At 51.7% G+C, this 25592-nt stretch carries 22 protein-coding genes; 9 read left to right on the top strand and 13 right to left on the bottom strand.

Annotated elements, in window-relative coordinates:
- Positions 1-267 precede the first annotated feature (267 nt).
- Positions 268-1038: a LamB/YcsF family protein gene (locus SPM24T3_RS13445; RefSeq protein ID WP_009637316.1), complete on the top strand. Its 771-nt coding sequence runs from the start codon at positions 268-270 to the stop codon at positions 1036-1038.
- Between the two features lie 8 nt (positions 1039-1046).
- Here SPM24T3_RS13445 and SPM24T3_RS13440 read toward each other — a convergent pair whose 3' ends face one another.
- Positions 1047-2009 (bottom strand): hydroxyacid dehydrogenase, encoded by a 963-nt coding sequence (locus SPM24T3_RS13440; RefSeq protein WP_009637315.1) that lies wholly within the window; start codon positions 2007-2009, stop codon positions 1047-1049.
- A 130-nt stretch (positions 2010-2139) separates the two neighbouring features.
- Between SPM24T3_RS13440 and SPM24T3_RS13435 the strand changes: the two genes are divergently transcribed.
- From SPM24T3_RS13435 to SPM24T3_RS13410, 6 genes are all read left to right on the top strand, one after another.
- Positions 2140-2793 carry a DUF1989 domain-containing protein gene (locus SPM24T3_RS13435; RefSeq protein WP_009637314.1) on the top strand — a complete coding sequence of 218 codons (654 nt, stop codon included), beginning with the start codon at positions 2140-2142 and terminating at the stop codon, positions 2791-2793.
- Complete coding sequence (locus SPM24T3_RS13430) at positions 2790-3608, top strand: amino acid ABC transporter ATP-binding protein (protein WP_009637313.1); 819 nt, start codon at positions 2790-2792, stop codon at positions 3606-3608. Before SPM24T3_RS13435 ends, SPM24T3_RS13430 begins: the two co-directional genes overlap by 4 nt.
- Positions 3605-4261 carry an amino acid ABC transporter permease gene (locus SPM24T3_RS13425; protein ID WP_009637312.1) on the top strand — a complete coding sequence of 219 codons (657 nt, stop codon included), beginning with the start codon at positions 3605-3607 and terminating at the stop codon, positions 4259-4261. The genes SPM24T3_RS13430 and SPM24T3_RS13425 overlap by 4 nt, the downstream gene beginning before the upstream one ends.
- A 17-nt stretch (positions 4262-4278) precedes the next feature.
- Positions 4279-5229, top strand: coding sequence for an agmatinase (speB, locus tag SPM24T3_RS13420; protein ID WP_009637311.1), 951 nt, complete (start codon positions 4279-4281; stop codon positions 5227-5229).
- Positions 5230-5310: 81 nt separating this feature from the next.
- Positions 5311-6114, top strand: coding sequence for a transporter substrate-binding domain-containing protein (locus tag SPM24T3_RS13415; RefSeq protein WP_009637310.1), 804 nt, complete (start codon positions 5311-5313; stop codon positions 6112-6114).
- 134 nt (positions 6115-6248) lie between these two features.
- Positions 6249-6920, top strand: coding sequence for a GntR family transcriptional regulator (locus SPM24T3_RS13410; RefSeq protein ID WP_009637309.1), 672 nt, complete (start codon positions 6249-6251; stop codon positions 6918-6920).
- Between the two features lie 38 nt (positions 6921-6958).
- Here the strand turns inward: SPM24T3_RS13410 and SPM24T3_RS13405 are convergent, their stop codons facing one another.
- The 9 genes from SPM24T3_RS13405 to SPM24T3_RS13365 all read right to left on the bottom strand — a co-directional run bounded on the left by SPM24T3_RS13405 (position 6959) and on the right by SPM24T3_RS13365 (position 18149).
- Positions 6959-8239 carry a Zn-dependent hydrolase gene (locus SPM24T3_RS13405; RefSeq protein WP_009637308.1) on the bottom strand — a complete coding sequence of 427 codons (1281 nt, stop codon included), beginning with the start codon at positions 8237-8239 and terminating at the stop codon, positions 6959-6961.
- Positions 8236-9453, bottom strand: coding sequence for a pyridoxal phosphate-dependent aminotransferase (locus tag SPM24T3_RS13400; protein WP_009637307.1), 1218 nt, complete (start codon positions 9451-9453; stop codon positions 8236-8238). Before SPM24T3_RS13400 ends, SPM24T3_RS13405 begins: the two co-directional genes overlap by 4 nt.
- A gap of 221 nt (positions 9454-9674) precedes the next feature.
- Positions 9675-10631: a D-2-hydroxyacid dehydrogenase family protein gene (locus tag SPM24T3_RS13395; RefSeq protein WP_009637306.1), complete on the bottom strand. Its 957-nt coding sequence runs from the start codon at positions 10629-10631 to the stop codon at positions 9675-9677.
- 249 nt (positions 10632-10880) lie between these two features.
- A complete protein-coding gene (locus SPM24T3_RS13390) occupies positions 10881-11951 on the bottom strand; it encodes an ABC transporter ATP-binding protein (RefSeq protein ID WP_009637305.1) in 1071 nt (356 codons plus the stop codon).
- Complete coding sequence (locus tag SPM24T3_RS13385; protein ID WP_009637304.1) at positions 11944-13713, bottom strand: iron ABC transporter permease; 1770 nt, start codon at positions 13711-13713, stop codon at positions 11944-11946. The genes SPM24T3_RS13390 and SPM24T3_RS13385 overlap by 8 nt, the downstream gene beginning before the upstream one ends.
- 114 nt (positions 13714-13827) lie before the next feature.
- Positions 13828-14916, bottom strand: a complete 1089-nt coding sequence (locus SPM24T3_RS13380) for an ABC transporter substrate-binding protein (RefSeq protein WP_009637303.1) — start codon at positions 14914-14916, stop codon at positions 13828-13830.
- A gap of 191 nt (positions 14917-15107) precedes the next feature.
- Positions 15108-16253, bottom strand: coding sequence for a porin (locus tag SPM24T3_RS13375; protein ID WP_009637302.1), 1146 nt, complete (start codon positions 16251-16253; stop codon positions 15108-15110).
- Between the two features lie 504 nt (positions 16254-16757).
- Positions 16758-17630, bottom strand: a complete 873-nt coding sequence (locus SPM24T3_RS13370) for a helix-turn-helix domain-containing protein (RefSeq protein WP_009637301.1) — start codon at positions 17628-17630, stop codon at positions 16758-16760.
- A gap of 246 nt (positions 17631-17876) precedes the next feature.
- Positions 17877-18149 (bottom strand): DUF1471 domain-containing protein, encoded by a 273-nt coding sequence (locus SPM24T3_RS13365; protein WP_009637300.1) that lies wholly within the window; start codon positions 18147-18149, stop codon positions 17877-17879.
- A gap of 467 nt (positions 18150-18616) precedes the next feature.
- On the opposite strand from SPM24T3_RS13365, the gene SPM24T3_RS13360 reads away from it, so the two are divergent.
- Positions 18617-19759, top strand: a complete 1143-nt coding sequence (locus tag SPM24T3_RS13360) for a lactonase family protein (protein ID WP_237713053.1) — start codon at positions 18617-18619, stop codon at positions 19757-19759.
- A 50-nt stretch (positions 19760-19809) separates the two neighbouring features.
- Here the strand turns inward: SPM24T3_RS13360 and SPM24T3_RS13355 are convergent, their stop codons facing one another.
- Positions 19810-20736, bottom strand: a complete 927-nt coding sequence (locus SPM24T3_RS13355; RefSeq protein ID WP_009637298.1) for a LysR family transcriptional regulator — start codon at positions 20734-20736, stop codon at positions 19810-19812.
- 112 nt (positions 20737-20848) lie between these two features.
- Between SPM24T3_RS13355 and SPM24T3_RS13350 the strand changes: the two genes are divergently transcribed.
- Positions 20849-21238: a tautomerase family protein gene (locus SPM24T3_RS13350; RefSeq protein ID WP_009637297.1), complete on the top strand. Its 390-nt coding sequence runs from the start codon at positions 20849-20851 to the stop codon at positions 21236-21238.
- 98 nt (positions 21239-21336) lie between these two features.
- On the opposite strand, the gene SPM24T3_RS13345 is transcribed toward SPM24T3_RS13350, so the two are convergent.
- Both SPM24T3_RS13345 and tssH read right to left on the bottom strand, forming a co-directional pair.
- A complete protein-coding gene (locus SPM24T3_RS13345; RefSeq protein WP_009637296.1) occupies positions 21337-22938 on the bottom strand; it encodes a serine/threonine-protein kinase in 1602 nt (533 codons plus the stop codon).
- Positions 22939-22961: 23 nt separating this feature from the next.
- Positions 22962-25580: a type VI secretion system ATPase TssH gene (gene tssH / locus SPM24T3_RS13340; RefSeq protein WP_009637295.1), complete on the bottom strand. Its 2619-nt coding sequence runs from the start codon at positions 25578-25580 to the stop codon at positions 22962-22964.
- Positions 25581-25592 lie beyond the last annotated feature (12 nt).

Raw genomic sequence — 25592 nt, 5'->3', positions numbered from 1 at the left:
ATTTCCTCTGGAAAAAAATCGCATTCCCGCGCAGGGAGTTCAACGTGAAGAACGACGATAAAAAAACAGTTCATTGCTTTTAATTTAAAGATGCTTTTAACTTAAACAAATATCGGAATACTTTTGGCATACCACTGGTGTGCTGTCAATACGCCGTGAACATCTGGCAGTGGTTTTGCATTAGCCAATGCAAGCGCGTGCTTATTCCAATGACCTACAACAGCACGCAAAAACAGTGCCAATCATTTACTCATCGGGAGAAAGAAGATGTTGATCGATCTGAACAGCGACATGGGCGAGAGTTTTGGAGCCTGGAAAATGGGCGAAGACGAGGAGATGCTCAGCATTGTGACCTCGGCAAATATTGCCTGCGGCTTTCACGCCGGCGATCCGGATGTGATGTTCAATACGCTGACGGCCGCCAAGGCCAACGGTGTCGGGGCGGGGGCGCATCCAAGTTTTCTGGATATTCAAGGGTTTGGTCGTCGTCAGATCCTTGGGGAAACGCCCGCACAAATTCAACGACAGATTATTTATCAAATTGGTGCATTAAAGGCGTTGGCTGAAAGTATGGGCTTCCCGCTTCAGCATGTAAAAACTCACGGCGCGATGGGCAATATGGCGGCGGAAGATCCTGAGCTGGCGATGGCGGTGGCGCGTGCTATTCAACTGGTTGATGCAGATTTGATTATGGTCGTGATGCCTGGCATGGAGACAGAAAAAGCCGCCGAAAAACTGGGGCTAAGAATGGTACGCGAGATTTATGCCGATCGCGCCTATACGGAAACCGGCACGCTGGTATCACGCAAGCTGCCGGGCGCGGTGATCCACGACGCGCAGCAGGCCGCCACGCGGGTCATGCAGATGCTGGAGAGTGGGGCGATCCTCACTCTGGATGGTAAAAAACTGCCGACCCGCATCGACAGTATTTGTGTGCACGGTGATACTCCGGGAGCCGTTGCAATGGCGCGCCAGCTGCGATCGCTGCTGGAAAGCAATGGCCTGACCCTGGCACCGATGGCGCAAGTCATTGGCTGACACTAGGCTCAACGACGGCGCAGCTCCCAAATTTGTGGGTTAATCATCGAAGGCGGGCAGCGGTCGTTTAAAACCTCAAGCACGCCGGTTACCGCCGCGCTCGCCATGCGTATCAACGCCTGCTCGGCCGAGGCGGCGGCGTGCGGGGTCAGCACCACGTTTGGCAGTTGGGTCAGCGGGCTGGAGGCGGGCAAAGGTTCAACGGCAAATACGTCGAGTCCAGCTCCGGCGATTTCCCCCTGCTGCAATGCGGCAATCAGCGCGTCTTCATCCACCAGCGCACCCCGGCTGGTGTTAATCAGGTACGCCGATGGTTTCATTATTTTCAGCTGCTCTGCGCCAATCAGATGCTGTGTCTCAGGCAGCGAAGGCGCATGTAAAGAAACGATGTCACTGCTGGTCAGCAGACTCTCCAGACTTGACGCTTTTTCAAGCCCCAAATCAGCGAGTTCTTCGGCGCTGCGGCGGGTTAACACCTGCACGCGCATGCCCATCGCCTGGGCCATTTGAGCGGTCATTTGGCCGATAGCGCCATAGCCGACTATGCCGAGCGTGGCGCCAAATAGTTCACGTAAACCCCCCTTGAAGCGGAATGAAAACTCGCCCCGACGCACAGCCTGATCCGATTCGGGAAGGCGTTTGGTTAAAGCAAACATTAGTCCAAGCGCGTGCTCGGCTACCGACCGGTTATTGGCTCCCGGCGTGTTAAATACCGCAACACCTAATTCATTGGCACCTTCCAAATCGATACCGTCGATGCCGACACCGTGTACGGCGATTGCGCGCAAAGCAGGCAACTGCACCATTCTGGTGCGCGGAAATTGACCACTGCGATAGATAGCCGCGACGACCTGATCCACTGGCGCATTGGCACAAGCTTCTTCGCCAACCAGCGGCTCAATGCCGTTATCCCTGAGTTGTTGTAAGCCGCTTTGATGGATGGGCTGCGGGATCAGACAAAATTTGTTCATTTTTTCACTCTTTTTTAGTGGATAAAGTGCGCTTGGCATTTTAATTGCATTTCTTGTGTATACCAAAGGAATTCCAATTAGGAATGCCAAGAAAATAGCAGCAGTTTTTTTGTATAGCGAGAGGAATTGTATGACCGCCAAAAACGACTCATCTCTGTCTGACTTTGTATTGGATGCAACGCGCGGGACCGCTGTAGCATTACAGAAAGGTCAGGTGCTGAGTATTACCAATCTCCAGGGAAATCAAGTTGTTGACGCTTGGGCTGTGATGCAGTCTGACCCTTTTGAGTACTCCTCCATGGAGCACACTCGTTCAATTAACAGCAATCTTTTTTATCAGTTGGGCATGCCGGTAGTGAGTATTTACCGCCGCGCGATGTTTACTCTGGTCGGCGATACCACCCCGGGCCGTCACGATACTTTGCTGTGCCCGTGCAATGCAGCCATTTATCGCGAGCTGGGCTGTAGTGAGTATCACCGCAGCTGTACCGATAACTTCCATGAAGCGCTGGCAGAAAAGGCAATCAAACTGCCGTTTACCCCCGCCTCGTTGAATCTTTTTATGAATGTGCCGATTACCGAAGCCGGTGAACTAGACCGCGTACCCCCGCGTTCTGTTGCGGGCGACGTATTACAACTGCGCGCCGAAGCGGATATCTATGTCGTGCTGTCAGCCTGCCCGCAGGACATCACCCCGATTAATGGCGCATCTCGTCAGCCGGCAGATATTGGTTTGAGCGTCTCATACGACAATGCGAAAAGCGTGCCGGAGGAGGCCAAATGAGCGAAGTATCTACCCCTTTATTAACGGTTAAAGAGCTGAACAAGAGCTACGGCGATCTACACGTGCTGAAAAATGTTGCGCTCGACGTGCATAAAGGCGAAGTGGTGTCGATTATCGGCGCCAGTGGTTCTGGTAAAAGTACCTTCCTGCGCTGCCTTAACGTGATGGAAATGCCGCAAAGCGGTTTTATGAATTTCGACGAGTTCGCGTTTGATTTTCGCGACGGGGCACGCGCCCAGCCAACGGACGATCAGCTGCGACTGCTGCGCGCCCGCATCGGCATGGTGTTCCAAAGCTATAACCTCTGGCCGCACATGACGGTGCTGGAAAACGTTATCGAAGCACCTCTGCGGGTAAAAAAAATGCCGCGCAAACAGGCGATTGAACTGGCCGAAAGCCTGCTTAGCCGCGTTGGGTTGTACGAAAAACGTTTTCAGTATCCGGCGAAACTTTCCGGCGGACAGCAGCAACGCGTGGCGATTGCCCGCGCGTTGGCAATGCAGCCACAGCTGATGTTGTTTGATGAGGTAACGTCGGCGCTGGACCCTGAACTGGTAGGGGAAGTGCTGTCGCTAATGGCTTCGCTGGCCGATGATGGCATGACCATGCTGCTGGTGACTCATGAGATTGCTTTCGCCCGAGATGTTTCTTCTCGCGTGGTGTTTTTCGACCAGGGCGTGATGGCCGAAGACGGTCCGCCCAATCAGGTGCTACACAATCCGGAAAGCCCGCGCTTACGTCAGTTCTTAAGCCGTATTTTGCATGAAGATGTTTCACAGATTACTAATAAAGGTAAGCAGGGGATCCAGCCATGAACCAACTTTGGGACGACATCAACACCTATGGCATGGGATTCCTCGAGGCTTCGTGGACCGTTTTGCTCATCACCATTTGCACCATCGTACTGAGCTGGGTATTCGGCTTTATGGCGGTAAGCGCCAAGACCTCGAAGGTCAAACTGTTTCGCGGCATGGGCCGTTTTTACATCTGGTTTATTCGCGGTACGCCGGCGCTGATTCAGGTGTTCGTGGTCTATTTCGGTTTCCCGCAAATTGGCATTCATCTGTCGCCGTTTGTGGCGGGCGTGCTGGCGCTGGCCATGAACAGCGGCGCCTATGTGGCCGAAATTATCCGCTCCGGCCTGAAAGCTATTCCGCGCAGCCAGGTGGAATCAGCCTCGGCGCTGGGCATGAGCAAGGGCGAGATCATGCGCCGTATCGTGCTGCCGCAGGTGTTTCGTATCGTGCTGCCTCCGCTGACCAACGAGGCGATTTCGACGCTGAAAAACACTTCGCTGCTGTCAACCATCACCGTGGTTGATATCACGCTGTATGCCCAGACCATTATTTCCGCGACGTTCCGCCCGTTCCAGTTCTACATCGCCGCGGCGCTGATTTATCTGGTGCTGACCACGCTGTTGACCGAGCTTTCTGACTGGCTCGAACGTCGTCAGGCCCGCTTTAGCTGATTATTACGAGGTTTTAAATGAGCGTTTTACCCACTGATTCACTGGAAACTCCACGTTTTTGCGGCGTGCCAACCTTTATGCGCCTGCCGATGGCCACCGATCTCAGCCAGCTCGATGCGGCGATTATTGGTCTGCCATCCGATTCGGGTGCGCCGTTTCGTACCGGCGCACGCTTTGGGCCAAATGCGGTCAGGGCGATGTCGATTATGCTGCGCCCAATCAACCCATACCGTAATGATATCAACGTATTCGACACTTTGCGCTGTGCCGATGCCGGTGATGCGGCAGTCGTTCCGGGCTATGAAGAAGAGTGTCTGGAACGTATCGAGCAGGCGGTTTATGCCCTTTCAAGCGCTGGCGTCGTGCCGTGCGGTATTGGCGGTGATCACTCGATTACTCTGGCCGAGCTGCGCGCGGTGGCTAAAGTTCACGGACCCGTCGCCCTGGTGCAATTCGATTCGCACAGCGATACCTGGGACAAATACTTTGCCGATAAACGTTACAGCGCAGGTACGCCTTTCCGTCGTGCGGTTGAGGAAAACATTGTCGACCCGTCGCATTCTATTCAGGTCGGGCTGCGTGGCTCGTTGTTCCGTACCTCAGATATCACTCAGTCGATAGACCTGGGTTACGAAGTATTTACCACCGATCAGATGTTTGACTTGGGTATCAAAGAGATGGCGCAGCGCATCGCCGAACGCACTGCCGGTCGCCCAACATTTATTACCTTCGATATGGATTTCGTCGATCCTGCATTCGCGCCGGGTGTGCAAACTCCCGAGGCGGGTGGGCCAAGTTCGCGCGAAGCCTTGCAGCTGCTGCGCGCATTGAAGGGCATCAACATGGTGGGCTGTGACGTAACTGAAATCAGCCCGATGTACGACGGACCAGGGCAAATTACCTCTTTGCTCGGTGCGACGGTAATGGCCGAGCTGTTGGCGTTACTGGCCAGTGAACGCGCGGCATAAGCGCGGTTTTTAACGTGAGTTTTGAAGACGCTTTATCGACACACAGGGTTTATTTTCTCCAACTTACTTGAGAGTGACATCATGAAAATTAAGCATTTTCTAAGCATTGCCACCGTTCTCGCTGCGATGACCACGCCTTTCTTCGCTTCTGCAGCTGATACCGCGGGTCAGCTCGAGCTGTTAACTCCGGGCAAACTTTCTGTAGCCACTGAAGGTACCGATCCCCCGTTCAGCATGCGCAGCGCCAATGGTCAGCTCGATGGCCTTGAGATCCGCGTAATGAAAGAAGTGGCGCGCCGTCTGCATCTTGAATACACCCCGGTTATCACCAAGTGGGACTCGATTCTGGTCGGTTTGCAGGCCAATCAGTTTGATATGAGCAGCGCCGCGATGGATATCACCCCCGCGCGTCAGAAAGCAATCGTGTTTTCGGATGGCTGGATTGAATCGGGCGGTCGTATCATTATTCCTCTGAAATCTGACATCAAATCGGCTAAAGATTTGAAAGGTAAACGCATTGGTGCACAGGTTTCTTCAACTTATGCCCAGTTGGCGGTGGATCACGGCGCAACGTTGAAAAATTATATCGACGTGACTGCGGCGGTTCAGGACCTGGCGAACGGTAACATCGATGGGGTCATCAATGACTCGATCGGTAACGCCTATCTGATTAAAGACATGCACCTGCCACTGACGCAAACACCTGACTACGTTAGCGTTATTCAGAAAGGTTTCGCCTTCAAAAAAGGAAAACCAAATCTGGTGGCGGCAGTGAACAAGGCGCTGGCGGATATGAAGGCCGATGGCACTTATGCTAAACTCGTGACCCCAATCGTGGGCTTCGATCCGGCACCGAAAGATCCGGTACGCACGTTACCTCAGTAAACTGTGTCATCACCCATGGCGTGACACAGTCTGGTTCAGCGCTCTGGTGACAGGGCGCAAACGGGCGTGAATTAACGTAGGGCAGGCACCCGTGTCTGCCTTTTTTATCAGTCTTGTCAATGTGAAATAACACCATGGACTCCATCAAAAGTACGTCTGATTTGATTGGTGAGCGCGAGCAGAATCTCAGCAGTAAAGCCTATGAAGTGCTGCTGAATATGCTGATTAACCGGGAACTGCCGGTCAACACTGTGCTGCAGGAAAGACGGCTGGCCGAGCTGCTGAATATTTCACGTACGCCGGTACGCGATGCTCTTAACCGATTAGAAAATGAAGGGTTTATTATTCGCACCGGGGGCCGTACGCCAGTGGTTAAAGAGTTTTCAATTCGCGAGCTGGTAGAAACGTTACACGTTCGGCGCACGCTGGAATCGGAAGCCGCCAGTCTGGCAGCCGGTCGTGTTCCGCTGGCTGAGCTAGATGCTCTCGAGGCAGGAATTCGCAAACTGCTGGCCGACGAAACGCCGAGTCCGCAAGAGGATTGGGAGGTCGATAGCCGCCTGCATACCGCCGTGGCACAGTACAGCGGTAATCTGTTGCTCATGCAATATATTGAAAGTCTGCGCCTTAAAACGCGGATGTTTAACCTTCGTCAGGTGCCTGAGCGTTTTGTTAGCGGTCATCATGAGCATCTGGAAATTATCGCCGCCTTGCGCAGCGGTGATGGAGAAGCAGCCCGCGCCGCAGCGGCAAAACATATCGACAACGTGCGTGAAAGTATCGTTCGTCGATTGAGTCAGCTGTAATCGGTTGTTTTGAAGAACGGCGGCAAGTGATCCGGCATTCATTGCCCGCCACCGGCGCTGCGAATTTTTAGCGCTTCGCCAAGTACGCGCGTGGCGGCGGCAAAATCGTCTAGATCCATGCTTTCGTGCGGATTGTGACTGCCGTTGGCGTTACGGACAAACAGCATCGCGCTCGGCACGCCCTGTGCAGCGAACAGCGCGGCATCATGTCCAGCGCCGCTTTGCAGTGACATCGCTGGAATATTTTGCTCGTCGGCTGCACTTTGCAGCAGGGAGAGCAATGCTTCATCCATTACGCCCGGTGCGCTGCGCGTTTGTGCGCCGAGAGTAAAAGTCACGCCGTGACAGGCGGCAATGGTGGTTATGCGGTGTGAAAGACGTTGGTCGATCAGTTCCAGCGTTTCCAGGCTGCGTGAACGGAAATCGACACAGAATTTCACTTCACCGCTGACTTTGCTAAAGTCAGCCTGTAATGCATCGGTTGCCAGCTGTCCGTTAGTGACGGTGAGCTGGTGGCCTTGTGCTTCTAATTCAATCCAGTCCTGATAAAGCCCGGTGACCAATTCTGCAGCCGCCAGCACGGCGTCTTTCCGATGCAGGCGCGGCGTAGCGCCCGAATGAGCATAATGCCCGCTGACGCTGGCCTGACGATAGCGCAGGCTACCGCAAATACCGCTGACGATTCCTAACGGTTGTCCGGCATTTTCAAGGATCGGGCCTTGTTCAATGTGCAATTCGATAAAACAGTTTACATTTGCGGGCGAGAGATGCGGCACGCCTGAAATCAAACCTTTGCAGTCACCGCCCAATGCGGCGAGATGATGTTTCAGCGTTAGCTGGTTATCGAAACGCCTTACCTCAAGCGAATCGTCATTCAACAGGCCAAAGGCTGCTTTACTGCCTAAATACGAAAGCGGAAACCAGGCACTTTCTTCGGCGCGAACGGCCATGACTGTGACACTGATTTCTGGTTGATAGCCCGCCTTGACCCATCCTGCCAAAACCGCAATACCCGCCAATACACCCGCAGCGCCGTCATAGTTGCCGCCGCGCGGCACTGAATCGAGGTGCGAACCGGTGATCACCTGCGGGGCAAAAGTATTGCGGCCCGGCAGGGTCATATAAAGGTTAAGGGCAGCATCGCGGCTGACTTGCAATCCTAGAGCTTCGGCGGTCTGCGCCAGCAGATCGTGCGCCCGCTGCTCGCCTGCGCCGTAGGTGTCGCGAGTTATGCCGACGCCGTCAAAGCTCATCTTCTGCAATTGGTCGAATAAATCAGCGGCCAGTTGCAGATCGGGTTCGACAAGTTCGAGGATCAAACCAGCTCCCCACAGGCTTTAACCATTAATTCACAGGCGCGATCCACGTCTTCATCAGCAATGCTGTAAGCCAGGCGAAAATACGGCGCCATGCCAAAAGCGGTGCCGGGAACTACGGCTACGCCGGCTTGTTCAAGGAAATATTCTGCGACGTCGAGGTCACTGCCCAGCGTTTTGCCTGCGGGCGTGGTTTTCCCGAGCAGCTTTTCACAGCCGACAAACAGGTAGAAGGCCGAAGGCGGGGTTTCAACCCAAAGATCCGGCGACTGGCGCAGGATAGCCAGAGCGCTGTCGCGACGAGTGCGCAGACGATCGCACCATTCAGCCAGTAAATTCTGTGGGCCTTCCAAAGCAGCAATCGCTGCCGCTTGAGCGATGGCGTTCGGGCAAGAGGTGCTTTGAGATTGCAGCATTGCGAGTGCGCTGATTAACCACTCGGGGCCACTGGCGAAGCCAAGACGCCAGCCGGTCATGGCATAGGTTTTGGACACGCCGTTGATGGTCAGTGTGCGGTCAGCCATGGCTGGAACCGCAGTCGCGAAGGAAACAAACTGGCCTTCATAAACAATGTGTTCGTAAATGTCATCGGACATCACCAGCACGCGCGGGAAATCTGCCAATACGGCGGCCAACGCCTGTAATTCTTCAGCCGAATACAGCGCGCCGCTGGGATTGCCCGGCGAGTTAAGCAATAGCCAACGAGTATTTGGGGTCAACGCTGCCGCAAGACTGGCCGGGGTGAGTTTAAAGCCTTCGTCGGCGGCTGGAACTATCGCAACGGGTTCTGCACCGGTCAGGCGAATCATATCCGGATAAGACACCCAATAAGGCGCGTTGAGGATAACCTCATCACCGGCGTCCAACGTCGCTAAAAAGGCGTTGAAGATGATCTGTTTCGCACCGGTGCTGGCAATAATTTGTTTGGCAGAATAGTCGAGCTGATTATCACGTTTAAACTTTTTGATAATTGCAGCTTTAAGCTCTGCGGTGCCACCGACATCGGTATAACGGGTCTGACCGGCCTGCATTGCGACAACAGCGCCGTCCTGAATATGTTGTGGGGTATCAAAATCCAGCTCACCGGAGCTCATGTTGATGATATCGCGACCTTCTGCGGCCAGACGGCGCGCCAGCTGGGAAATAACCAGTGTCACAGAAGGGGTAACCGAGGCCAGTCGGGAAGCCAGTTTTCGTTCAGGATGCGCAGAATTCATCAGAGTCTCATGGGTTAGCGATTAACTGCTTGTACAGCAATTTTTACCCACAAAAAGTGTGATGAAAAGCGAATAAAATTTGTATCGAGCTCAAAAAATTTTGATGAATGGGGAGAGGGAACGAGTAACTGTTATCTCCGCCCTAAACATTCTGTTTTTCTGCCCGGCCAGCGCACTCGATTTACTGAATGGGTTACGGGCAACCGGCGTCTGCAAATAAATTAAAGCTCCCGCACCGGCTGGCCGGCGATAAACGCCTGAATATCTTCAATCGCTTCATTAAAGTAAATACCGTAATTGTCGTCGGTTACATAGCCCAAATGCGGTGTCGCCAATACGTTGGGCAGATGGCGATAAGGATGATTATCCGGCAGCGGCTCGTTGTCAAACACGTCCAGACCAGCCCCCGCAATCTGCCGATGGTTTAGCGCCTCGACTAACGCGGCCTGATCCACCAGCCCCGAACGTGAAGTATTGATCAAGAAAGCTGTGGATTTCATCGCCGCCAGATCCTGTGCGGAGATAATGCCGCGACTGCGATCGCTGAGCACCAGATGCAGCGATACAAAATCACTGTTGTTCAATAGTGCCTGTTTTGACTCAGCCAACTCGACGTTAAATTCTGCCGCGCGCTCGGCGGTGAGATTCTGGCTCCATGCGGTAACCTTCATCCCAAAAGCCTGAGCAATCAACGCCATGCGCTGACCAATCTTCCCCAGCCCGATCAGACCGAGTGTTTTTCCCTTTAGCCCAATTCCCAGCGTGCTCTGCCACGGGCCACTGTTGCGAATTGAGCGATTTTCGACAGTAAGATGCCGCGCCAGACCAAGAATCAGCGCCCAGGTCAGCTCAACCGGCGCATCTGAACCGCTGCCCGTGCCGCACACCGTCACGCCTTGCGCCTTCGCCGCTGGCAAATCCACCGCAGCATTACGCATTCCCGAAGTCACCAGCAATTTTAGCTTCGGCAGGCGGCTCAGCAATGCTGCGGTGATTGGCGTGCGTTCGCGCATAATCACTAAAATATCTGCGTCGACCAGCAACTCGACCAGGCGATCTTGCTGCACAATTGGATTATGAAGCGCGGTGATTTCCACTGCTGGCTTTAGAATCGACCAGTCGGCCTGGGTCAGGGCGACATTTTGATAATCATCGAGAATAATGCAGCGCAAAGTCATAACCATTTCCCTGAATTTGAGACGAAGGTGGGATGGAGTAAATTCTATTGAAAGTTATAGCAGTGCTTTGAAATAGAAGAAAGAAGGCATAGCTCAACAAGTTGTCACATTGTATGACAATGTGATCTGGCGCTGGCTTTAAGCCTAAATGTTCTTGAAGTGCTTTAACGTTATCTTATCGTGATGAAGGGCTGAACAGACATGTTAAGGCATAATAAGCTAGCAAACTGCTTACTATGCCTTTGTTTTTTAAGCTTTCGGGAACACCCACACGTCCTTGGCGGGAAACGACAGGCGGCAAAGCGCGGCATCTCTGACATCGTTTCCATAGGCGCGGATCACAAAATCATCAGCCTGAGTGCGGAACAGATACTCCCAGCGATCGCCGAGATACATGCTGGTAAGCAAGGCCAGCTCGAGCTGATTTTCTTCTGGTTCGTCAGCTATTTTCACGCGTTCGACGCGGATCACCGCCGTGCCTTCTGATCCGGCCTGTACACCTTGGCCTGCCTGCCCCCAAAGTACCCAGTCTTTGCCTTCAATTCGCGCCCGACCGTCTCTGACTTCGGTCACCTTGCCATGCAGCCGATTGTTGCTGCCCATAAACTCGGCGGTAAATAGTGTGGCAGGGGAGCCATACATTTCCTGCGGCGTGCCTTGTTGCTCAATTTTTCCGTTATTAAGCAACAGGATGCGGTCGGAAATAGCCATTGCCTCGTTTTGATCGTGAGTTACCATCAGCGCCGACAGACCCAGCTTGATAATCAGTTCGCGCAGAAAAACTCGCGCCTCTTCACGAAGCTTGGCATCGAGGTTGGATAACGGTTCGTCCAACAGGATAACTGGCGGGTTATAAACCAGCGCACGACCAATTGCCACGCGCTGTTGCTGGCCACCAGAAAGCTGATGCGGATGGCGATTACCCAGATGCCCCAGCCCCAGTTGGTCGAGCACGTCTTGCACTCGCTGCTTTGTTTCTGAGGAAGAGGTTTTACGCAATTTAAGCGGATAGGCGACATTTTCGAACACCGTTTTATGCGGCCACAAAGCATAGGATTGAAACACCAGCCCGAGATTGCGCTCCTCGGCAGGAATTTCCGAACGCGAGGTACCGTCATAAACGGTATTCTTGCCGATCACTATTTTGCCCTGCGTGGGCTTTTCCAACCCGGCGACCGCTCGTAGCAGGGTGGTTTTTCCACTGCCGGAAGGCCCCAGCAGGGAAACGACCTCGCCGCGCCTGAGATTCATCGACACCCCTTTAAGCACCGGGTTGTCGCCATAGGTTAAGTGCAAGTTATCTACCGTTAGTTCAATCATGTAATTTGACTCCAAAGCGCAGGGCAATCCCCAGACCGACCACCACCAGCAGAATGTTGATAAACGACAGCGCAGCGACGATATCTATCGCGCCCGCCGCCCACAGCGAAACCAGCATCGAGCCGATGGTTTCTGTTCCCGGCGACAGCAGATATACCCCGGTGGAATATTCTCTTTCGAAAATCAGGAACATCAACAGCCATGAGCCGATCAGGCCGTAGCGGGAGAGGGGAATAGTCACATGGCGGGTAATCTGGCCGCGAGACGCACCGGTGCTGCGTGCCGCCTCTTCCAGCTCAGGAGCGACTTGCAGCAGGGTTGAAGAGATAAGTCGCAGGCCGTAGGCCATCCATACCACGGTATAGGCCAGCCAAACGCTAAAAATAGTGCTGCGCAGTGACCTTAGCCAAACGATGAAGTGCTCACGTAGCCAGTCGGCCATCGGCAGTGCAGAAAGCAGTCCATCCTTGAGCGAACGATCGAGCCACATTGGCAGAAACAGAAATACCCATAAAAAGGCCAGACCGGCCAATAAGCCCGGCACGGCACGAGGAACCAGCACGCTATAGTCAAGGAAACGCGTTGCGCTGTCGGGTTTGCGGTGCATCGCGATGCCGATGAACAGATAGCACACCACCGCCAGCGCGCCGCCGATCACCCCTATCGCCATCGAGTTGACAATCGCTCTGAGCAGATTCGGTTGCTGCCAGATTGTGCGGAAAGTGTTGAGCGACATTTCGTCCCAAATCGAGACGCCTACGCCCCAGTTGGAGATAAACGCCCGCAGCACTACGCCGACTAAAGGCACACCAATAGTCACGGTTAGCCACAGAACGACCACCGCGCCAGCCACCCAGCGCCACTTGCCCAACGGTAAAGCACGGGCCTGAGAGGCTTTACCTTTCATGGTGACGAAACGATTGGCGGTGCGCATCAGGCGGCGTTGCAGCATCACCAGTGGGATAGTGATACAGATAAGCACCACCGCTACTGCGGCCATCAGGTGATACGAAGGGGTACCGAGTTTGTTGGTCAGCTGATAGAGGTAGGTCGCAAGCACCAGGTTGCCTTCGGGATCGCCCAATACCAGCATCAGCCCGAATACCTCTAGCCCAAGGAAGAACAGCAGCACACAGGCGTAGAGTATCGACGGGCGCACCATTGGCAGGCTGACTGCCGTCATTACCTGAAGCGGGGAAGCGCCCGCGATCCTTGCTGCTTCTTCAACGTCAGAACCCACGCTGCGCAAGGCTGAGGAAATATAAAGATAAGCGTGCGGCACGTGAGTTAAACCGGCGATCACCACGATGCTCGACATGGAGTAGATATTCCACGGCACAAACCCGAACAACGACTCGGCCCACAGCGAGAAAAAGCCGACGGGTCCGGCAGCCACCACGTAACCGAATCCTAGTACCATCGGCGAGACGAAAATCGGGACCAGAATGAGCGGTTCAATAAAACGACGTCCCGGAAGGTCGGTTCTGACCATTAAAAAGGCCAGGATGCCGCCAAGAGGGATGGCAATAACCACCAATCCAAAGGCCAGAATAAATCCGCTTTTTAATGCCTTATAGAAATCTGGATCGGTAAAGATAAAGCCGAACGACTCCAGGCTAAACTCTTTCGAAGGTGAGAAAAAAGGCGCAGAAAGGAAACTCTGTACCACGATAAACGCCAGCGGTACATAGATTGCCAGCGCTGTGATCACCACCACCAGGCCGCGCGGCAGGCTTTGCCACTTCCGGGAAAAACGAGTCATACTCAACCCTTCGCTCTTGACGCCGCAGCATCTTTGCCTACTCTTACTAACCCGAATCACTGACCAGAGCCAGATCATCGGGATCCCCTGAATTGCATCGAAGTTTAACGACGGCTATTTGGCCGCAGCGGCGCGCCACTGTTTGATATAGTCCAGACGCTTTTTCTGCTGCAAATATTCCAGCAGCGTTTCGTCTACCGGAATCGGCTTCAGGGCGTTGCCGAGCATTTTAGTCATGCCGTCAATATCATTTTTGCCTTCAATATCATTGCGGATAGAGGGAATATCGGCCTGATTTGCCAGAATGCTTTGGCCCTTTTCAGACAGCACATAGTCGAGCCACAGCTTGGCGGCGTTGCTGTTAGCGGTGTCTTTGGTGATAAAACTCACCCGTGACAGCACCAGCGTATAATCTTTCGGATACGAAATGCCCAGTGTCGGATCGGTTTTGGCGCGTGCTTCGGCGTAGGAGCCAAGGATATTAAAACCGATCAGGTTTTCACCCGACGAGACCCTTTCCATCATTGTGCCGGTGGAGGATTGCACCGTCAGGCCACCTTTGGCGATATCAGTCAGGCGTTTGAAGTAATCAGGATCGGCCTTGAAGTCTTGTACTGAAAGCATAAAGCCAAGACCGGATTTCTCGATATCGTAGGTAGTGACTTTCTTTTTGAATTTATCGGTTTGGCTGGCAATGAGTTTTGCCAGTGCTTCATGCGAGTCTGGGACATCTGCGGCAGGGATAAGACGTTTGTTATAGATAAATACCACCGGCTCATAGGTGGTGCCGTAGGCTTTATTTTTCCATACTGCCCATTTCGGCAATTGGCCTTGCTCGGGGGAGGCATACTCAGCGGCGTAATCGGTAGCCAGCTTCAAAGCTGTGTCCATCGATGAACTCCACACTACGTCACCACTGGTGCCTCCGGCTGCCTGTTCGCTGATATAGCGGTTATACAATTCGGTGCTGTTCATATCGTTATATTCAACTTTGACGCCGGGGTAAGTCGCCTCAAAGCCTTGAATCAGCGGGCCTGCCGCTTTGGTATCAGTGGTGGAATACACCACGACCTTGCCTTCTTTTTTTGCCCCGTCCACTATTTTTTGATAATCAGCGGGATAGCCTTGCGGGAAATCGGCCAGAACAGGAGTGGAAAAAACGGCGGTTATCGCAATGACAGATAGTTTGAATTTATTTAACATTATTATTAATCCTTAGTAACATATCGTTATAAAATGTAACTTATAGTGGATATGCACTCAGGCGCAATCATGTAGCCGGCTTATCTTCTCGTTTTGTGAGGCTGGGCGATATTTATTCAATAATAAAAAAACCGGCTCATCACTGAACCGGTTTTTAAAATTCTTGACGACTTTAAATACTGAGGAAGGTATTAGAAGTTGTAGTAGAACGAAGCGTAAGTCTTGTCATCTTCGCCTGGTGAGGTCGCAATAGTGCGCTCAACATACAGGGAAATGCGATGGTTGAAGTCAAACGCGGTACCCAGGTAGATGTGGTTGGACTCATAGTCTTCGCCGCCTTTCAGCTTAAGCGTATCCGCCGCAACGTAAGGCTGGATTGACTTGAACCAAGGCTTGTTGAAGGTAAAGGTGTAACCCGCAAACGCTTCCAGGCCATAGCCGCTGCCTGCGAAGAAATCACTCTGGTTCACGTTATCTTTGTGGCTAGGAATATAGTTGGCATAGTAGTTGGCTGTACCTACCAAATACCAGCTGCCTGGCTGCCAGGTTAAAGCGGTCGCGGTAGTTTGCTGATGATACAACTTGCTTTCACTGGCATTCTGGCTTTGCTTGACGGTGGCTTGAGTATTGGTATAGACGCCACTCCAGGTCAGGGTCGGAGTTATTGCATAATCAACACCGATGCCTTGGCCGCCGCGGCGACGATAGTCGAGGTCGCTGGTTGCAGCAGTCTGGGTATACGGCAGCATGTAATGCGCTTCAACCGTGAACTTGCCCCAGGTATTTTTGTATTTAAAGGTGTCGTAAGGGCGGTTACCGCCGTCAAAGTCACCAGCAAGACCTACGCCTTCGCCAGCTGCCTGACCATCGTTGTCCCACACGTCACTTTTTGAACCGACGATATCGTAATAAACGCCATACTGTTTACCGAAGGTGAAAGTACCGTAGCGATCGTCTTTGAAACCGTAATATAACTTACGTTTTTTCAGCTCGTCAGTGCCTTTGGTATAACCAGAGTCAATACCCAGTACGTGATACATGTTCACGCCCAGCTCATACATACCAATAATGGATGTATGGCTGTCTAACGCGTAGTCACCGCTGAAGCGGAAACGAGTACCGCCGTCATGGCCGCTAGATGCGCCGTGAGTTTTGTTCTCGGTATTTTCCCACTCAAATTCTGGACGAATACTACCGCCAATTTGAATAGAAAGAGGAGCCAACAGCGAGTTACTTGTAGTGTTTTTATCCAAAACGGTTATTTCAGCATGAGCGCTCGCCGAAATCACCGATAATATTACTCCGCCCAAGATTACTGGCCGCTTCAAATTACGCATTTTTCCCTGTCTCCAATCATAATGTTTTTATTTTTTTGAAATATTCAGTAGCACCGCGGATAAATATTTAACATGACAAAGTTTGGGGGGAAAGCATTAAGTGTGAAGAAGGTTATGAGCGGAATGAAAATGCGTGCAGGTTTTTCGCCTTTAAATGTTTTCAAATGTAAGATGAGGAAACTTTTGAATTCAATTGAGGCATTTTTAGATAAAAGTGATTATTTATTAACCGAGTCGGTCATTCGAATAAGTTCACTTTAGAAATATTTAATTACAATCTTAATCTGCTAATGAACGTAAATCAAATAATCCACACTGTTCACTATTATTGTGCGAATAATTAATTATAGACCGTCTTTTAATCAGCGTTTAATAAATAGCCTAATAAATTCCTATAGATTACAAGAGGTTTGATTTTGAAGTGAGAAGTATGCCCCAAATATATGATGGGGCCATATAATATAAGTTTTAATTATGAAGTGCGGATCTTAAATTGCTTAAGGTTTATTCGATGGGGACTAAATATTGACAGCTAAAATACTCGACATCGATTTTATCGAAGATAGGAGTATGGATTTCGATATCAAAACCCTTACGTCGCAATAAATTTTTCTCGGGCAAATCCTTGAGATAAATTTTAGAGACGAAGTCCCTGAACCCACTTACATCGCCATTGAAAGTAAAACGAGCATAGCGACCAGCCTCAATGTTGATTTTTTCACTCTCCAGAGCAAATGAGCGGTTCATGTCGCGCTCAAGTGCCACCGTGTAGCTCACTTTGTAATGAGAATCTACCTCGTTGAAGCGGGTATAATCGACCAGGCCATAGAATCTTGAGGGTGCCACTGCCAGTGATGACAGCCTGCTGGTAATTGTTTTTGTGCGAAACTCGTGAGAAAAACATTCCCCATTCTCGACAGAGCATTGGGTTAAATGTGGATGACCGGTCAATGCCAAAGGTTCAAGATTGATGATGCTTAAGTCGCTACTTTCTTGTTCTGTATAATAATAGGGCGGTAACAGGCCGTACATATCAAAATATTCCGCCCTTCTATAGGCGTGGGGTGTCAGTTTAAAATTTTGCCGAAAAGCGCGAGTGAAAGTTTGCTGAGAGTCAAAACCGTATTGCATTGCAATTTCATAGATATCTTTTTTAGTCAGGCGCAATAGTAATGCCGTTTTAGACAAGCGGCGGCGGCGGCAATATTCTCCCAAAGCAGTCCCGGTTGATTTTTTGAATACTCTTTGCAAATGCCATTTTGAATAACCGACGCGCTTTGAAATATTGTCCAGACTCAAATCGCCTTCAAGATTGTCCTCTATCCAATGCACCAGCTCATTAACAACATTTTCTCTTAAGCTCTGTACTTCCTTCATAACTACCCCTGAATACATTGCAAAATATCGTTTGATAATCAGTTTGGCGAACAAGGCAAAGTTCTGTTTGTTACGTTTTGATGATCAACAGCAGGGATTGTAGAGGGGATATGTTAACGAGTATTAACATATTGTGGCGTGAATACTTTTCAATGAATAAAAAGCCCGCGCGTTAGAAAACGCACAGGCTGAATAGGTTTCTAATGGCGGTGTTACCGAGCGCGAAAGCTCAGCAATGACTTGGCATTATTTATAGGTTTTAGCCACGGCTTCGAAATTGTTGCCATGCTCTCTTGCCGAAATGATCCTGTAATACTTAGCGCCTTTCTCATCAGCCAGCTTGGACAGTGCAGCATGTAAATCACTTGGAGAACTAATCTGGCCGCCTGAGCTGCTTACCGAAATGTTTCCAACTGATACCAGCTTGAAGTGTTTGGCTTCGTCAGAAGAAATCATATCAGCCGAAACTGCGGAATAAGAGGTAGCCAGTAACACTGCGGTTAATAACAACTTTTTCATAAAAACCCCTGTTTTTTGAGCGCTAAGAGTGGTGAGTTTATCGACGGCTAAAAATTGCACCGTTTTTACATCGTTAAACGTAATATAACAAATTGAATTATGCAAACTCACACTTACACATTATGAGAAACTTTTGAGGGTTTTGCGTCATTGGACAACTTTTACATTTTTTAAGCAGATTTTGGCCAATTGTAAGCCAGTCCTTTAACGTATCAGGTTGTTTGCTTGTAAAATTTTTGTTAACGGCTTATACAGAGTAACGAAGGCGTTAGCTCTGTTTTAGACTGGACTTTTGTCAGTGCCACTCTAGGCAGAAAAGATCGCACTGCTGTTAATGAAAGGGTTGTCAGAGCAGCAGTTGTACCAGCCAATTTATTGAGGTTTTTATGATAAAAAGAAAATTTAAACGTACCTTACTGGTTCAGGCGTTAAAAATTGCTACATTCTCATTATTTCTAGGTGCAAATATGTCTTATGCCACAGAAAGTGTTCCAATGGCTCCGCTAGCGAAGAATCTTCCTGAGCAAACGCTGCTGATAGGGAGTTGGACGGGTGAAACCAAGGGCGAAGGGGTGCAGAAACCGATTTACCCTAGTCAGGGCATTTATAGTGTACGTTTAAACAAAGACGGCACACTGCTGCCTTTGGATGTGCTTAAAATTTCCAACCCATCATGGATTGTTTACAGCCACGATGACAAATTCGCTTACACCACCAATGAAGATGATGCAGGTTCTGTTACTGCGTTGAAAGTTGATAAAGATGGCAAGCTGCATATTATCAATCAGGTCGAGAGCCTCGGCCAGCAGCCTACCCACGCGACGATTACCCATGACGGTAAATATCTGCTCGCCGCCAATTATTCTGTAGCACCGAATCATGCCGGATTTAGTGTTTTCCCTATTAATAGCGATGGTTCGCTGGGTAAAGCTATTCAGCACGTTCCATTCAATACTGGCTCCCATGTTGTCGCCGACAGGCAAGACAGCGGCCATGCGCACTCGGTGAATATCACTCCTGACGGTAAGATGCTGTTTGTGGCAGATTTGGGCGCAGACACCATTCACGCCTTTAGCTATCACGCCGACAAAAAAGAACCGTTTACCGCCGAGCCTTCGCATGACCTGCACTTCAAACCGGGTGAGGGTCCACGCCACATGACCTTCTCTGCCGACGGCAAGTTTGCCTATGCCAGCACTGAGATGTCAGCTCAGGTGCACGTCTATGCGGTTCAAAACGACAAGCTCACTGAAATTCAGGTGACTAACCTGACTGAAAGCACCGATCCAAATGACAAAGGCGGTGCGGGTATTATGTTTAGCCCGGACGGTAAATTCCTTTATGTCGGCAACCGCCGCAGGACCAATGAAATCGTGGTCTATAAAGCCGATGCCAGTACCGGGAAATTAACGGTGAGCAATCGCTTTTCTGCCGGTGGTATTGAACCGCGCGCCTTTGCTTTCGACAAAACCGGGCAGTATCTTTTTGTCGCTAACGTTTTCTCCAATAATATTGTCGAGTTGCATCGCGATGCCAATAGCGGGGCTTTGACACCGACCGGTGTAACGTTGCAGATTGGCACGCCAACCGATATTAAATTCTTGCCTTAAGCGCTTATATAAAAGCTACCAAGCCGTCTCTGAGCCTCAAGAGGCGGCCTTTATTCTGTAATGCCAAAACGCCCCTGTAGCCACCGACTAAATACCAGCACCGCGCGTGGCGGATGAATAGTATAAGGCCGCAAAATCCATATTTTATCGGCAAACGCTTCTATTATTCGCCAGTCCATCAGCACCTCTTCTAATTGACCTTCCTCAATAGCCACTCTGGCGCTAAAGTCCGGCAGCATAGCGATCCCCATTCCTGATAAAGCGGCATCACGGATTGACTCACTGTTATTGGTCGCCAAAGGGCCTTTAACATTGACCTTAAGCTGACTCATCGGGTTGGCTATTTCCTCGAATATCCAGCGTGGAAGTTCAGTACCTCGTGGATAATAAAGACAGTCGTGCGCAGATAAGTCGTTAGGGTGGCGGGGCACGCCATGGGCGGCTAAATAGGCTTTGGAGGCGACCAGTAAAGTTCTGGTGCTGCATAGCGGCAGGGCAATACTGGTTTCAGGCAGATTATTAGTATGGCGAATGGCAATATCAAATCCTTCGTTTACCATCGGCACAATTCTGTCCTCGACCTCAAGCTGAATACGAACTTGGGGATAGCTTTTAAGGAACTCATTAAGGCAGGGCAATAATTGCTGTCTGGCGAAGGCGACCGGCGCGGTAATACGAATTAACCCCTGCACCGATTCTTTCATATCTCGGATGGCAAAAAAGCTTTTCTGGATATCGGCGAATGGCTGTTGCAATTCTGCCACAAGTTTTTCCCCCGCAGAGGTCAGACGGACACTACGCGTTGTTCGCGATACCAGTGCAATCCCAACCTCGGTTTCAAGCTCTTTAATCTTTTGACTAAATGCGGCCTTGCTTACCTCAAGCCGTTCTGCGGCACGGGTAAAACTTTTTTGCTCGGCCAACACCGTTAACCAGTAAAGATGATGCCAAAGAGCATCGGATTTAAGATTAGCCATGCTGATTGTTCACTATAGCGAATAATGAATTCAACTATAGCGCTTTTTCAACCGGCAATAAAATGTCAGAGTAACCCTGTGAGCTGTTATCAAATAATAATCAGGGGAATTTATGCCATTACTTCAGTTTGACATCATCAAGGGCCGCACGGCTTCTGAGGTTAAAACACTTTTGGATGTCGCCCACCGGGCCGTATTGACTGCTTTCGAAGTCCCAGAGCGGGATCGCTACCAGATTGTTCACGAAAATCAGAGTCACTATATGGTATTCCAGGATACCGGTTTAGGTTTTGCACGCTCCGACAAGCTGGTGGTAGTGCGGGTATTTACCAGCCCGCGCAGTGAAGAGCAAAAGACCTATTTTATGAAGATTCTGGCTGAAGAATTCCAGAAACATTGTGGTATCGGCGGCGAGGATTTGTTTATAAGTTTTATTACCAACAGCAAAGGCGACTGGAGTTTTGGCTTCGGCGAAGCCCAATATCTGACCGGCACTCTGTAATCTCATAGGCTGATTCGTTATTACAGAAATTAAAATAAAAAAGCCGAGCGCAAATCAATGCACTCGGCTTTTTGTTAGTCTGTTAATCGATAGCGGTTTTACGACGTCGCGGGAACCGCAGCAATAAACCAGACTCCGGGCTTGTCGATAGTCAGAGACTGAGGATACTGCTTGCCCTGACGCTCAACGACCAGATGGTGTTCGCCAGCCGCAAGCTGTAGCTTCACCTGCCCCTGAGCATCGGGTGTCACCTGCTGCCTGGTGCCGTCAAGCGTTAGTCCATCGCCAGCGGTGAGTTGCAGATACACGTTGGCGACCGCTGCCGCCGGAGTCGAGGCTTTTTGCCGAGAGTGATCAACTGGCGTCGGCGTTGGGTCTGTAGTCTTGGCGGCGGTTGCTGATGCCTGGCTGGCTTGGGCATCGACAGCCGGGGCCGCAGTCTCGGAAGACGCTACCGTAGCCGGGGCCGTTACCGCTGCCTTTGGTGCGGCGCTCACGGGTGGCTGAGTCGCAGGCTCCAACGGTTTATTGGTAGTGAGCTGTTCATTTACTGCTGCATTTTTTACCTGCGGGTCGGCGGCAGAATGATGATGAATCAACAACGCGACTATCAGCACGATTGCCAGCGCGCCCAGCGGCAGGACAAGTCTTTTGTTCAAACTGCGCGGAACAGGCGTTACGTTCGCTGCGCCCGTAGTCTCGACGGGTGCCACGCCTGGCCTGTCAATTCTCTCCTGTTCTTTGCTGTCTGTGGTTGCCAACGGCTGCGGATGCAGGGTATCCAACACGTCACGGGTAGTGGCAATCGGCAGCGTCATCAAAGTAGCGAGCTCATCGACAGTTTGCGGTCGGTCGGCGGGCGCCAACGCCAACGCGCGATCAATCGCCGATAACAGGCTGAGTGAATAACCTTCCAACTGTCGCTGGGCCAGCGGTTGCAGCGTGTCTTCAATACTGCGCACCACGCTCACTGGCGGCGCTTCCCCAACAATCAGAGTGTAAAGCACCGCTCCCAGCGCGTAGATATCAGTCCAGGGACCCTGATCGCCATCACCATCGTCAGTGTATTGTTCAATTGGCGCGTAGCCCGGTTTGAGCATGATTTCTGTTTCATCTGACAGGTTGCCAATCTCTTTGCGCGCCGAGCCAAAATCCAGTAACACTGGCAGCTCATTATCCTGAATCTGGATATTATCCAATGAGATATCGCGATGCAGGTAACCAGCATTGTGCAGCGTTTTCAACGCGCTAAACAGCGGCGGCAGCAGTTGACGAATAAACTGCTCATCGATGATTTCCGGCGTTTTTTGCTGCAATTCCTTCAGCGTCTGGCCGCTATACAACAGGGTCGCCATATAAGCCGTGCCGTTGTTCTGCCAAAATCGCAGCACGTGCAGCAGGCAGGGGTGATTAAAGTTCGCCAGCAGCCGCGCTTCCTGAATAAAACTGTTCAAACCGGCATGGAAAATTTTACTGAATCGCTCGCTGCGCAGGCCGAGGGTCATGTCCTCATTGCGCACAGCCATTGACCCCGGCATATATTCTTTGATTGCAATCATCCTTTCCAGCTGATGATCCCAAACCTGATAGACGATGCCAAAGCCACCGCCGCCAATCACCTCTTTGATTTCAAACTCGTTAAATTGGTATCCGACGGGCAATGCTGCAAGCGTAATTTTATTATTATTAGATCCCGACATGATTCCACTCCGCGATGCTGAGATTATGCTGTGAACTGATATTGAAATTCATTTTGCTGGTAACTCACTTCTAGCTGCTGATAGCGTTGGTTCTCACTGCTGGCAGAAAGCAAAAGCTGACTGATTTGCGGAAGCAGGGTTTGGGTCAGAATCGCATCGACCATTCTGCCTCCCGACTCGGTTTCGGTACAGCGGCGTACCACCTGTTCGGCAACGCTTGCGGCGAAATGCGCAGTGATGCCGTGATTATCGAGCAGCCGTCGTTGCACGCGTGCAAGTTGCAGATTAACAATGCGGACCAGCATGTCGTCGCTTAGCGGATAGTATGGCACTACCATCAGGCGACCCAGCAGCGCCGCCGGGAAAATCTGCAACAGCGGTTGGCGCAGCATGCCGATCAGCGCTTCGGGCTGTGGCAGCAGGGAAGGGTCGGCACACATGCCTTCAATCAGCTCGGTGCCGACGTTAGAGGTCAGGATGATCACCGTATTGCGAAAATCAATGTGCCGACCTTCGCCGTCCTCCATCCAGCCTTTATCAAACACCTGGAAAAAGATTTCGTGCACGTCCGGGTGGGCCTTCTCGATCTCGTCAAGCAGCACCACGCTGTAAGGGCGACGCCGCACGGCTTCAGTCAATACGCCGCCTTCGCCATAGCCGATATAACCCGGAGGCGCACCCTTGAGAGTCGAAACGGTGTGCGCTTCCTGAAATTCGCTCATATTAATGGTGATGACGTTTTGCTCGCCGCCGTACAGGCTTTCCGCCAGCGCCAGCGCGCTCTCGGTTTTACCCACACCGGAAGGGCCGCAGAGTAGAAACACGCCGACCGGCTTATTGGGATCGTCCAACTGCGCCCGTGAAGTGCGAATACGGCGGGCGATGGCGTCGAGGGCGTGCTGCTGGCCTACCACGCGCTTGTTAAGAGTGTCGGCGAGCTGCAATACTGCGTTGATTTCATCTTTGATCATTCTGCCCAGTGGAATGCCGGTCCAATCGGCCACCACGGCGGCCACTACGTTGGCATCGACCGCCGGATATATCAGCGGCGACTCTCCTTGCAATACCTGAAGCTGATGCTGAAGACTCTGCAACGTTTCGCGCAGACTATCAGCGTTTATGGTTTCGGCATCACCCAATAGTTTACGTTTTTCGCCAATCTGCCGGGTTAATTTCAATTCATTCTGCCAGCGAGCTTCCAGCAGTTCTTGCTGCTGTTGCTGTTCAATCAATTGTTGTTGCAGCGCTTCGGCCCGCTGCGGCGAAGCTAAACCGAGTCGGATTTCACGCTCGACTATGCCTTGCTCGATTTTCAGCGCCTCGATACGGTGGCGGCAGTCTTCAAGCTGTGGCGGCGGATTATGCTGACTCACCGCAACGCGCGCGCAGGCGGTATCGAGCAGCGCCACGGCTTTGTCCGGCAGTTGGCGCGCGGGAATATAGCGGTGCGACAGCCGAACGGCGGCTTCTACTGCCTCATCCAACAGCAAAACCTGATGATGTGCCTCGAGAGAGGCCGCGATATTACGCAGCATCAGCCGCGCTTTTTCCTCACTCGGCTCCGCTACCTGAATCACCTGAAAACGGCGCGTTAACGCCGGATCTTTCTCGATGTATTTCTTGTACTCTGCCCAGGTGGTCGCGCCAACCGTGCGCAGTTGGCCACGAGCCAGTGCCGGTTTGAGCAGATTGGCGGCATCACCGGTTCCCTGTTGCCCGCCTGCACCAATAAGCTGGTGGATCTCGTCGATAAACAGCACCACAGGCGTAGGGCTGGACTGCACCTCATTGATCACCGCCTGCAATCGTGCTTCAAACTCACCTTTCATTCCTGCACCGGCTTGCAACATGCCGATATCCAGCAACCAGAGCTGCACATCGCGAAGGGCCGGGGGCACGTCACCGGCTGCGATACGCAATGCCAATCCTTCGACTACGGCAGTTTTACCTACTCCAGCCTCACCGGTTAACAACGGATTATTTTGACGGCGACGCATCAGAATATCGACAATCTGGCGGATCTCTTCATCACGACCGGCGACCGGATCGATTTTGCCCTCGCGCGCCTGGCGAGTCAGATCCTGACCGTACTTCTCCAGCGTTTTTTCCGCGCCCAGCGCCGGGGAACTGTTTTCCACAGGGTGAGTGGCCGGAGCCAGTTTCGACTCATCGCTGGCAGAGAAAATCAGTTCGAACTGGCTGAGCAGCTCATCGCCGCCAAGGCGCTGAAACTGTGGCGAAATAGAGGTCAGCACGCTGCGTAAATTAAAGGTTTTGACAATTCCCAACAGCAAGACACCGCTGCGGATCTTGTCGGCTGCGAATTTTAACGAACTATAAACCCAGGCGCGCTCTACCGCGCTGTCGATATGTTCCGAGATGTCGGAGATGGCGCTCGCGCCGCGCGGCAGGCGGTCAAGCGCGGCGGTAATATCACGCGCCAGCGCGGCTTCATCCAGCGAAAAGTGGCGAATAATGGCCTGCAAATCACCGTTCGGCAGCTGCATCAGCTGGTGCAGCCAGTGCGCCAGCTCAACGTAAGGATTACCGCGCAGCTTGCAAAAGGCGGCGGCATTCTCGAGCGAGGAGAACAGGGGCGCATTCAGTTTGTTAAACAGGACGGAACGACTGATTTCTGACATGATTTTCCTCGG

The organism is Serratia sp. M24T3, assembly GCF_000257645.1.
GTDB lineage: Bacteria > Pseudomonadota > Gammaproteobacteria > Enterobacterales > Enterobacteriaceae > Rouxiella.
Note: the sequence above shows the minus strand (reverse complement) of the source record. Positions and strands in the feature narration are given on the sequence as shown.

Bases quoted from the DNA above. Each gene is read 5' to 3' on its own strand.
- tssH (WP_009637295.1), bottom strand. From the start codon at position 25,580: ATGTCAGAAATCAGTCGTTCCGTCCTGTTTAACAAACTGAATGCGCCC.
- SPM24T3_RS13375 (WP_009637302.1), bottom strand. From the start codon at position 16,253: ATGCGTAATTTGAAGCGGCCAGTAATCTTGGGCGGAGTAATATTATCG.
- SPM24T3_RS13430 (WP_009637313.1), top strand. From the start codon at position 2,790: ATGAGCGAAGTATCTACCCCTTTATTAACGGTTAAAGAGCTGAACAAG.
- SPM24T3_RS13440 (WP_009637315.1), bottom strand. From the start codon at position 2,009: ATGAACAAATTTTGTCTGATCCCGCAGCCCATCCATCAAAGCGGCTTA.
- SPM24T3_RS13400 (WP_009637307.1), bottom strand. From the start codon at position 9,453: ATGAATTCTGCGCATCCTGAACGAAAACTGGCTTCCCGACTGGCCTCG.
- SPM24T3_RS13385 (WP_009637304.1), bottom strand. From the start codon at position 13,713: ATGACTCGTTTTTCCCGGAAGTGGCAAAGCCTGCCGCGCGGCCTGGTG.
- SPM24T3_RS13355 (WP_009637298.1), bottom strand. From the start codon at position 20,736: ATGGCTAATCTTAAATCCGATGCTCTTTGGCATCATCTTTACTGGTTA.
- SPM24T3_RS13395 (WP_009637306.1), bottom strand. From the start codon at position 10,631: ATGACTTTGCGCTGCATTATTCTCGATGATTATCAAAATGTCGCCCTG.
- SPM24T3_RS13390 (WP_009637305.1), bottom strand. From the start codon at position 11,951: ATGATTGAACTAACGGTAGATAACTTGCACTTAACCTATGGCGACAAC.
- SPM24T3_RS13350 (WP_009637297.1), top strand. From the start codon at position 20,849: ATGCCATTACTTCAGTTTGACATCATCAAGGGCCGCACGGCTTCTGAG.
- SPM24T3_RS13360 (WP_237713053.1), top strand. From the start codon at position 18,617: ATGTCTTATGCCACAGAAAGTGTTCCAATGGCTCCGCTAGCGAAGAAT.
- SPM24T3_RS13380 (WP_009637303.1), bottom strand. From the start codon at position 14,916: ATGTTAAATAAATTCAAACTATCTGTCATTGCGATAACCGCCGTTTTT.
- speB (WP_009637311.1), top strand. From the start codon at position 4,279: ATGAGCGTTTTACCCACTGATTCACTGGAAACTCCACGTTTTTGCGGC.
- SPM24T3_RS13415 (WP_009637310.1), top strand. From the start codon at position 5,311: ATGAAAATTAAGCATTTTCTAAGCATTGCCACCGTTCTCGCTGCGATG.
- SPM24T3_RS13370 (WP_009637301.1), bottom strand. From the start codon at position 17,630: ATGAAGGAAGTACAGAGCTTAAGAGAAAATGTTGTTAATGAGCTGGTG.
- SPM24T3_RS13345 (WP_009637296.1), bottom strand. From the start codon at position 22,938: ATGTCGGGATCTAATAATAATAAAATTACGCTTGCAGCATTGCCCGTC.
- SPM24T3_RS13365 (WP_009637300.1), bottom strand. From the start codon at position 18,149: ATGAAAAAGTTGTTATTAACCGCAGTGTTACTGGCTACCTCTTATTCC.
- SPM24T3_RS13410 (WP_009637309.1), top strand. From the start codon at position 6,249: ATGGACTCCATCAAAAGTACGTCTGATTTGATTGGTGAGCGCGAGCAG.
- SPM24T3_RS13445 (WP_009637316.1), top strand. From the start codon at position 268: ATGTTGATCGATCTGAACAGCGACATGGGCGAGAGTTTTGGAGCCTGG.
- SPM24T3_RS13425 (WP_009637312.1), top strand. From the start codon at position 3,605: ATGAACCAACTTTGGGACGACATCAACACCTATGGCATGGGATTCCTC.
- SPM24T3_RS13435 (WP_009637314.1), top strand. From the start codon at position 2,140: ATGACCGCCAAAAACGACTCATCTCTGTCTGACTTTGTATTGGATGCA.